The 9,311-nt window shown below is 67.3% G+C and carries 5 protein-coding genes and 2 pseudogenes; 5 read left to right on the forward strand and 2 right to left on the reverse strand.

Features of this window, described 5'->3' with window-relative positions; genetic code table 11:
- Nucleotides 1–39 precede the first annotated feature (39 nt).
- A complete protein-coding gene (gene dnaE, locus NS2_RS16285; protein ID WP_033088461.1) occupies nucleotides 40–3,591 on the reverse strand; it encodes a DNA polymerase III subunit alpha in 3,552 nt (1,183 codons plus the stop codon).
- 209 nt (nucleotides 3,592–3,800) lie between these two features.
- On the opposite strand from dnaE, the gene NS2_RS16290 reads away from it, so the two are divergent.
- From NS2_RS16290 to NS2_RS16310, 5 genes and pseudogenes are all read left to right on the forward strand, one after another.
- Complete coding sequence (locus tag NS2_RS16290) at nucleotides 3,801–4,991, forward strand: sensor histidine kinase (protein WP_033088460.1); 1,191 nt, start codon at nucleotides 3,801–3,803, stop codon at nucleotides 4,989–4,991.
- 57 nt (nucleotides 4,992–5,048) lie between these two features.
- Nucleotides 5,049–5,855, forward strand: a complete 807-nt coding sequence (locus tag NS2_RS16295; protein ID WP_033088459.1) for a LytR/AlgR family response regulator transcription factor — start codon at nucleotides 5,049–5,051, stop codon at nucleotides 5,853–5,855.
- A pseudogene (locus NS2_RS16300) lies at nucleotides 5,852–6,217 on the forward strand (hypothetical protein). Before NS2_RS16295 ends, NS2_RS16300 begins: the two are co-directional and overlap by 4 nt.
- Before the next feature lies 1 nt (nucleotide 6,218).
- Nucleotides 6,219–7,745 carry a sodium/solute symporter gene (locus tag NS2_RS16305; protein WP_033088458.1) on the forward strand — a complete coding sequence of 509 codons (1,527 nt, stop codon included), beginning with the start codon at nucleotides 6,219–6,221 and terminating at the stop codon, nucleotides 7,743–7,745.
- Between the two features lie 239 nt (nucleotides 7,746–7,984).
- Complete coding sequence (locus NS2_RS16310; protein ID WP_147207202.1) at nucleotides 7,985–8,563, forward strand: DUF7691 family protein; 579 nt, start codon at nucleotides 7,985–7,987, stop codon at nucleotides 8,561–8,563.
- A gap of 338 nt (nucleotides 8,564–8,901) precedes the next feature.
- Here the strand turns inward: NS2_RS16310 and NS2_RS16315 are convergent.
- Nucleotides 8,902–9,311, reverse strand: a pseudogene (locus tag NS2_RS16315) (hypothetical protein); the annotation flags it as partial.

The following is a 9,311-nucleotide window of genomic DNA, read 5'->3' on the forward strand; positions in this document are numbered from 1 at the left end:
GGAATCCCGGTATATCGGACGGCGCGGCTCACCGTTCGATCAGCTCGCCAGGCAGCCCGGGCCGAGCAGGGCCTTGAGGTCGCCCATCAAGGCCGAGGACGGCGATACCCGTAGGTTGTCGGCGACCTTGAGCAGGGTGGTGCGTTCGCGGGCACCGACGTGCTTGATGTGGACGTCGGCGGTGCCGGGGTGGCGGTTGAGGACGCGCTTGAGTTCGCCGATCTTGTCGGGGGTGCACAGCCGGGTGGGGATGACCACGGCCAGGGGCTTGTCCACACCGACCGACGAAAGGTCCGGCACCACCAGGTCGTTGGCGATCAGCGAGACGCGGTCGTCGCGGGCGCTGACGCGGGCCTTGACCAGCACGATGGCGTCCTCGGCGACGTCCATGCCGTAGACCGAGTAGGACTGCGGGAAGAACAGCACCTCGATGCCACCGGTGAGGTCTTCCAATTGCGCCGAGGCCCAGGGCAGGCCGTTCTTGTTCACGCGCCGGGTGACATTGGCGAAGATGCCGCCGATGGTGACCTGCGCGCCGTCCTTGATATCGCCTTCGAGGATGGCCGGGATCTGGGTGTCGGATTGGGCTGCGAGGACGTGCTCGACGCCGTTGAGCGGATGCCCGGACACGTACAGGCCCAGCATCTCCCGCTCCAGGGCGAGCTTGTGCTTGGTCTCCCATTCCTCGTCGGGGACCTTCACATTGAAGACGCTGGCGATGGACTCGTCGGCCTCGTCGAGCCCGCCGAAGAGGTCGAACTGGCCGATGGCCTCGGCCTTCTTGGTGGACATGACCGCGTCGATGGCGTCGGAGTGCACCAGCAGCAGGCCCTTGCGCGGGTGGTCGAGCGAGTCGAAAGCACCGGCCTTGATGAGGGATTCGGTGACCTTCTTGGTGCAGGCGACGGCGTCGATCTTGTTGAGGTAGTCGGAGAAGTCGGTGAACTTCGATTTCTCCTTGCGCGCGGCGATGATCGAGGCGACCACGTTCGCGCCGACATTGCGCACCGCGCCCATGCCGAAGCGAATGTCATTGCCCACGGAGGCGAATTCGATCTCGGACTCGTTGACGTCGGGCGGCAGCACCTGGATGCCCAGGCGGCGGCAGTCGGCGAGATAGACGGCGGCCTTGTCCTTGTCGTCACCGACGGAGGTGAGCAGACCGGCCATGTACTCGGCGGGATAATTGGCCTTCAGATACGCGGTCCAGAACGACACCAGGCCGTAGCCGGCGGCGTGCGATTTGTTGAACGCGTAACCGGCGAACGGGAGGATCGTGTCCCACAGCGCCTTGATGGCGGGCTTGGTGAAGCCATTGGCCAGCATGCCCTCTTCGAAGCCCTCGAATTCGGCTTCCAGGACCGAGGCCTTCTTCTTACCCATGGCGCGGCGCAGAATGTCTGCTCGACCGAGGGAGTACCCGGCCACCTTCTGCGCGATCTGCATGATCTGCTCCTGATACACGATCAGGCCGTAGGTATCACGCAGGATTTCCTTGAGCGGCTCTTCCAATTCGGGGTGAATCGGCTTGACCTCTTGCCGCCCGTTCTTGCGGTCGGCGTAGTCGTTGTGCGCGTTCATGCCCATGGGACCCGGGCGGTAGAGCGCGAGCACGGCGACGATGTCCTCGAAGCCGGTGGGCTGCATGCGGCGCAGCAGGTCGCGCATGGCGCCACCGTCGAGCTGGAACACGCCGAGAGTGTCACCGCGGGCGAGCAATTCGTAGGTGGCGGCGTCTTCCAGCGGCAGGGTGTCGAGGTCCAGGTCGATGCCGCGGTTGGCCTTCATGTTCACCAGGCAGTCGCCGATGACCGTCAGGTTGCGCAGACCCAGGAAGTCCATCTTCAACAGGCCGATGGCCTCGCACGACGGGTAGTCCCAGCCGGTGATGATCGCGCCGTCCTGCGCGCGCTTCCAGACCGGGATCGCGTCCGTCAACGGCTCGGACGACATGATCACGGCACAGGCGTGCACACCGGCGTTGCGGATCAGACCTTCCAGGCCGCGCGCGGTCTCGTAGATCTTGTTGACGTCCGGGTTGGTGTTGATGAGCTCGCGGACCTCGGCGGCTTCCTTGTACCGCTCGTGCTCCGGGTCCATGATGCCCGAGAGCGGAATGTCCTTGGCCATGATCGGCGGCGGCAGCGCCTTGGAGATCTGGTCGGCGATGGCGAATCCGGGCTGGCCGAACTGCACGCGGGCCGAGTCCTTCAGCGCCGCTTTGGTTTTAATCGTACCGAAGGTGATCACCTGGGCGACGCGGTCGGTGCCCCACTTCTCGGTGGCGTAGCGGACCATTTCACCGCGGCGGCGATCGTCGAAGTCGATGTCGATATCGGGCATGGACACGCGCTCGGGGTTGAGGAAGCGCTCGAACAGCAGACCGTGCGGAATCGGGTCGATGTTCGTGATGCCCATGGCGTAGGCGACCAGCGAACCGGCCGCCGAACCACGGCCCGGGCCGACATTGATGCCGACCGAGCGGGCGTAGGTGATGAGGTCGGCGACGATCAGGAAGTAGGCCGGGAAGCCCATCTCGTTGATGACGCCGATCTCATAGTCGGCGCGCGTGATGTACTCGGGCGGAACCCCCTTGGGGAAACGCCGATCCAGGCCGCGCAGGACCTCCTTGCGCAGCCAGCTGCCCTGCGTCTCGCCCTCGGGGACCGGGAAGATCGGCATCCGGTCGCGGTGGGTCCAGACGTCGTCGTAGGACTGGACGCGCTCGCCGATGAGGACCGTGTTGTCGCACGCGCCGGGCACTTCCGCGTCCCAGATGGCGCGCATCTCCTCGGCGGACTTGAGGTAGTAGCCGGAGCCGTCGAACTTGAAGCGGGTGGGGTCGGAGAGCGTCTTGCCGGTCTGAATGCACAGCAGCGCTTCGTGATTGCCCGAGTCGTGCTCGTGCACGTAGTGGCAGTCGTTGGTGGCCAGCGGCGGGATGCCCAGCTTCTTGCCGACTTCGAGGAGGCCCTGGCGCACCCGGGTCTCGATGGACAGGCCGTGGTCCATGAGCTCCAGGAAGAAGTTCTCGGGCCCGAAGATCTCCTGCCACTTGGCCGCGGCCTCGAGGGCCTCGCGCTCGTGGCCCAGGCGCAGCCGGGTCTGCACCTCGCCCGAGGGGCAGCCGGTGGTGGCGATGATGCCCTCGGCGTGCTCGGCGATGATGTCGGCGTCCATGCGCGCCCACTTGCCGAGCTGACCCTCGATCGACGCCAGCGACGACAGCTTGAACAGGTTGCGCAGACCGGTCGCGTTCTCCGCGACCATGGTCATGTGGGTGTAGGAACCCGAACCGGAGACGTCATCGCTCTTCTGCGACGGGTCGCCCCACAGCACGCGCTTGGTGTTGAACCGGGACTCCGGCGCGATGTAGGCCTCGATGCCGATGATCGGCTTGATGCCCTGCTTCTTGGCGGAGTTGTAGAACTCCGACGCGCCGTACATATTGCCGTGGTCGGACATGCCGACGGCGGTCATCCCCAGCCTGGTCGCCTCTTTGAACAAGGGCGTGATCTTCGCCGCGCCGTCGAGCATCGAGTACTCGGTGTGGTTGTGGAGATGGACGAATGATCCCGACGAGGCTGACACCCCGACATACTAAGCGCCGCCACCGACTAGTTCCGAAGGCACGCGGGGGCGACTCGATCTTCCGGCGCGCCGCCCTTGCGTGTCGCGAGTTCGGCCGGGTCGGCGATGGCGAAAATCCCCGGCCGGCGATGGCGAAAATCACTGTGGCATGGGCTCGGTGATAATCAGGCCGTGGACAGGTTGCGACGCGTTCGCGCGGACGGGGCGGCATGAGCGCGACGGCCGCCGCGATCCTGGTCTCGGGCGTGCTGATCGCCGGTGCGCTGCTGGCCTGGCCTCGCACCCGGCGCACGGTGACCACGCCCGCCGAGCGCGCCGTCCACACCGTCCTGCACACCGCCGCCGAGGCGGCCCGCCCGCTGCGCCGGGGGCTGACCGCCGACTCCGCCGCCGAGGCCGCCCCGCATCTGCGCGCCCTGACCGGGGCCGCGGCGCTGGGCATCGCCGATGCCGGTGGCACGCTGCTGGCGTGGGACGGACCGCATCGGGAACTGGCCGCGATCTTCACCGACGCCGCCCGCCGGGCCGTGGCCACCGCCCGCCCGCTGCTGGTCTCCGGTCCGGGCGCGGGCGCGCACACCGTCATCGCGCAGCCGCTGTCCACCGAATACGGCGGCATGGCAGGCGCTCTCGGCGCGGTCGTGACCGGGCAGCCCGATCCCGGCATGCTGGGCGCGGTCGCCGAGGTGGCCCGATACGCCTGCGGGCACATCGAATTGGCCGAACTCGACGCCTCCCGGGCCCGCCTCGACCGGGCCGAGGTGCGGACGCTGCGCGCGCAGATCAGCCCGCATTTCATCTACAACGCCCTCAATACGATCGCGTCGTTCGTGCGCACCGATCCGGCCCGTGCGCGGGAGCTCATCCTCGATTTCGCCGACTTCACCCGCTATTCCTTCCGTACCACGGGCGAATTCACCGTGCTGGCCGACGAACTGCGCAATATCGACCGCTATCTGGTGCTGGAGCGGGCCCGCTTCGGCGACTCGCTGCGGGTCCGGCTCCAGGTTGCCCCGGAGGGGCTGGGCGTGGTCCTGCCGTTCCTGGCGCTGCAACCCTTGGTGGAGAACGCGGTCCGGCACGGCTTGGCCCCGCAGCCCGCCGGCGGCACCCTGACCCTGATCGCGGCCGACGAGGGCACGGACTGCGTCATCACCATCGAGGACGATGGCGTCGGCATGGATCCCGACCTGCTGCGCTCCGGTGCGCTGGACGCCGTCGAAAAGGATTCGGCCGACGCGCCTTCCGGCGAGTCCGCCCATGTCGGCCTGGCCAATGTCGACGACCGCCTGCGCGCCGCCTTCGGCGACGACTACGGCCTCGTCGTCGAAACCGCGCCGCGCGCGGGCACCAAGGTCATCATGCGCATTCCGAAATTCCGCGCCGGTATTCATCCCTGACCTCTGCCCGCCCACCCCTCCGCAACCGGACATACCGCCCCGTACGATGAGGCGGTTGTGACTCGGACCACCCCTGGCGGCGCGTTGCGCGTGCTGGCCGTCGACGATGAGAAGCCTGCTCTGGACGAGTTGGTGTATCTGCTGCGCACGCGACCGGAGGTTGGCGAGATCCACCAGGCCGGGGACGCGACCTCGGCCCTGCGGGTCCTGCGGGCCCATCCGGTCGACGCGGTCTTCCTCGACATCAATATGCCGGGACTGGACGGCATGGAATTGGCCGGAATCCTCTCGGAATTCGCGACGCCGCCCGCCGTGGTGTTCGTGACGGCGCACGACGACAGGGCGGTGGCCGCCTTCGACCTGGGGGCCGTCGACTATCTGCTGAAACCGATCCGCGAAGCCCGGCTGGCCGAATCGGTCCGGCGGATCGCCGCGGAGCAGCCGACAACTGCCCGCACGAACGAGCGGCCGATCTCGCAGCACGAACCGGCCGACCCCCACGCCGTGATCCCGGTCGAACTCGGCGGCGTCACCACCCTGGTCCCACGCGAGCGCGTGAATTGGGTCGAGGCGGACGGAGACTACGCGCGCCTGCACACCGAAACCGGCTCCCACCTGGTCAGAATCCCCCTCGCGGAATTGGAGAACCGCTGGCGCGAAGCGGGATTCGTCCGCGTCCACCGCTCCTACCTGGTCGCCCTCCGCGAAGTCACCGGCCTGCGCACCGCGGGCACCGGCACGGTGGTGTGCCTGCGCGTCGCGGGCTCCTCCCCTGCCGTCGAACTGCCGGTAGCCCGCCGCCAGGTCCGCGAACTCAAGCAACGCCTCATCCCCGCGGCACACCGCACCCGGGGCGGCCGATGAGCGCTGAGCAGCGAAAGCCGGTGCGGGAGCGGGTAGTACTGGCCGAGCGGCGCGGGGCGCGGGTGGTGCGGGCGCGGGTGGAGGTGGCCGAGCAGACCGAGGTGGGCGCGGTGCTCATCGGCGGCTTGATCCGGGCGCAATTCGGGCTGGCGGTGCGGCTGGGTTTGGTGACCGTGGTCGTATTGGGCGCGCTGCCGCTGGTTTTCCTGGGCCCGCTCGGGACGGCGGCGGTGTTCGGAATCCGGCTGCCGTGGCTGTTGTTGGGGGTGGCGGCATAGCCGCTGTTGTACGGCGTGGGCAGGATCTACACCCGGCTGGCCGAGCGCAATGAACGCGACTTCGACGAATTGACCGGGGATTGAGATGGATTCGCACGCGTCGCCGCTCACGCTGATCGCCCTGCTGGCCGCGGCCGTGGCGACGGTGGCGATCGCCGTGTACGGGGTGCGGCTGGCGCGGACGACCTCCGACTTCCTGGTCGCCTCTCGAAGCGTGGCGCCCGGATGGAACGCGGCGGCCATTTCGGGTGAATACCTCTCCGCCGCCTCGTTTCTCGGTGTCGCCGGGCTGATCGCCAAGTATGGGGCGGACGCGCTGTGGTACCCGGTGGGTTTCACAGCGGGCTATCTGGGGCTGTTGTTGTTCGTCGCCGCGCCACTGCGGCGGTCCGGTGCGTACACGGTCCCGGACTTCACCGAATTCCGGCTGGGCTCTTTGCGTTTGCGACGTTTGGCGGCACTGGTCGTGGTGCTCGTATGCGCGGTGTATCTGATCCCGCAGTTCCAGGGCGCGGGTCTGACGGTGCGAATCCTGCTGGGCGTGCCCGGCTGGGTCGGAGCCGTCGCGGTCGCCGCCATCGTCATCGCCACCGTCGCCGGAGGAGGAATGCGCTCGATCACCTTCGTCCAGGCCTTCCAGTACTGGTTGAAGCTGACCGCCGTCGCGCTGCCCGCCCTGGTGCTGGCCGCCCACTTCCTCGGCAACCGCCCCACGACCACCGATCTCGGCCCCTGGCTGCGCCCCGGCGGCGGACTCGGCGGACCCCACCCCCTCTACGCGGTCTACTCCCTGATCGTCGCAACTTTCTTGGGCACCATGGGTTTACCGCACGTGCTGGTCCGCTTCTATACGAATCCCGACGGCCGCGCCGCCCGGGCAACAGCCGCGACCGTAATCGGCATGGTCGGCTTCTTCTACCTGTTCCCCACCCTGCTGGGCGCATTCGCCAGGGTGTTCACACCCCAGGTGCTGGGCTCGGACGCCTCGGATGCCGCCGTACTGCTCCTGCCCGAATCGGTGCTCGGCGGATTGGCGGGCCAACTACTGGGCGCACTGGTCGCCGCCAGCGCCCTGGCCGCCTTCCTCTCCACCTCATCCGGCCTACTGGTCAGCATCGCAGGCGTTGTCAGCACCGACCTACTACGCGGCCGAATCCGCGACTTCCGCGTGGCAGCGCTCATCGCCGGTGCCGTCCCACTGGCCCTCTCCCTGGTCGTAGTCTCCCTGGACCTCTCCCGCACCGTGGGCCTGGCCTTCTCGGTAGCGGCCTCGACCCTCTGCCCCCTGCTCACCCTCGGCATCTGGTGGCGCGGCCTCACCGCCACCGGCGCAGCAGCAGGCCTGATCACCGGCGGCCTGACTTCCGGTGCGGCAACAGCGGTCTCAGTCGCGGGCGGCATACCCGACCACCTGGCCGATGGTTGGCCCGCAGCCATCCTGAGCTACCCCGCAGCCGTAAGCGTCCCCTTGTCCTTCCTCACCATGATCGCCCTCAGCCGCCTGACCCGGTCCCAGCCCACCCCCGAAATCGCCCGAATCTTCGTCCGCCTCCACGCCCCCGAAGGCCTGGGCCTGGGCGCCGACCGCGAACCGGGCCCCCGCTCACTCTGACCGGCCGCGCTGGTGGATACGACGGGGCAGGCAATCGTCGAGAAAGCGCCTGCACCAATGCATTCTGGTGCGCCCTCGATTCAGTCATCGCCACGCGTTCGCGCCGACAGATAGGAGCGGGTAGGAGGTCGGCCTGGACACCGCACCTGAAGACGGCCCCGTCTCATTCCCCAAAGCCGCACCCCACGTGGAGAATTCAACCAGGCCGGGCTGTCGGTGGGGCTGAATAGGATTCGGGCGTGTCACATATTTTGCACGTCTATCTGGTCGATCTCGCGGCGGTCGAGGCGGTTATCGGGTCCAAGGACGAGGAGTTTCTCGGGCGGCTGCTGGCCGAACTACCGAAGCACGATCCCGGCGACGGCTGTTGCGAACCGTGCGATGCCGCGGACTGCGAAGGCGCCGACTGCGAGGAGTGCTACCGCTGTGAGGACGCGCAGCATCCGCAAGCACTCCGGGCGATCTTCGCCGGTGGGCCTTTCGAAGAGGACCACGCCGATGCCTACATCTCGGCGCTGGAACTGATCTGCGAGGATCTCGGCCCCTACATCGGCGACGCCAGTTTTTGGTTCGGCTACAAGGGACTTCCCGAGGAGATCCTCAGCCTGGCCAGCGATATGGACGGCGACCTGTTCCCCTTCACCGACTCGACCGGCTGGGGCCATATCGGCAAGGAAAGCTGCGCCGAACTGCTACCCGAATGGGAAGCCAACGCCGCAGGCCCCGACGACCACAGCGGCTACGCCGCCCCCCTCGCCACCTGGTTCCGCCGATCCGTCACCGAGAAGAAGGATCTCATCGGCTTCTGGGCCGGTTAGCGTCATCGCCGATCGGGTGCACCGATGCGTGGCGGTGATGCGGTGGCGGCGGCGAAAACGACGATCTGCCAGCGGTTTTCCAGGTGTCCCCGAGATGGCACGTACGGCATCTACAACACGGCGAACCTGCCGTGAGCTGCGGACTTCCGCCGATACGCCACAACCCGGCGGATTTACCGCCGGTACCCGACGTGATCCGTGCCCGGCAAGCTACGACTGGCTTCAGTGGACTCAAGTGCGCGCTATTGGCGATGAGCGAGCTTGCGACGCCCCGAGTTTGTCGGCGATGGATACGCGGGCGGTTGGTCCTTGGAGTGAGGTGTGGCGGGTTCGATGTGTTAGCGCAGGTCGAGGGTTTCGGCGATGAAGTCGCGTGTGGCTTTCTCGGCGTAGTCGAGCCACGCCTGGAAGTCAGGGAACTCGTAATTGCCGCCGCTGTCGAATTCGATGCAGAGACTGGCCGCCTGTGTCTGGGTTTGGGAGATCATCGCGACCAGGTGCAGCGGCATGTCACGGGCCGCAGCCAGCAGCACACGGGTTGTACCTATCGGTGGCGGGAGGAATTCGTCGGGCTCAGGGGTGTTGTCGATGAAGATGTTGGCAAGGTAGTTGGCATGTGCCCAGGGCCCGTCCTCGGTGCCTAGATCGTCAACCGCGAAGATCTCTAAGAATCCCGCGAATTTCGGCCAACCATTGACCGCGGCCATCACTTCGCGATAGCTGTCGTCGAAACGCACACCTAGTGTCC

This window comes from Nocardia seriolae NBRC 15557 (assembly GCF_007990715.1).
Lineage (GTDB): Bacteria > Actinomycetota > Actinomycetes > Mycobacteriales > Mycobacteriaceae > Nocardia > Nocardia seriolae.

Bases quoted from the DNA above. Each gene is read 5' to 3' on its own strand.
- NS2_RS16305 (WP_033088458.1), top strand. From the start codon at position 6,219: ATGGATTCGCACGCGTCGCCGCTCACGCTGATCGCCCTGCTGGCCGCG.
- NS2_RS16290 (WP_033088460.1), top strand. From the start codon at position 3,801: ATGAGCGCGACGGCCGCCGCGATCCTGGTCTCGGGCGTGCTGATCGCC.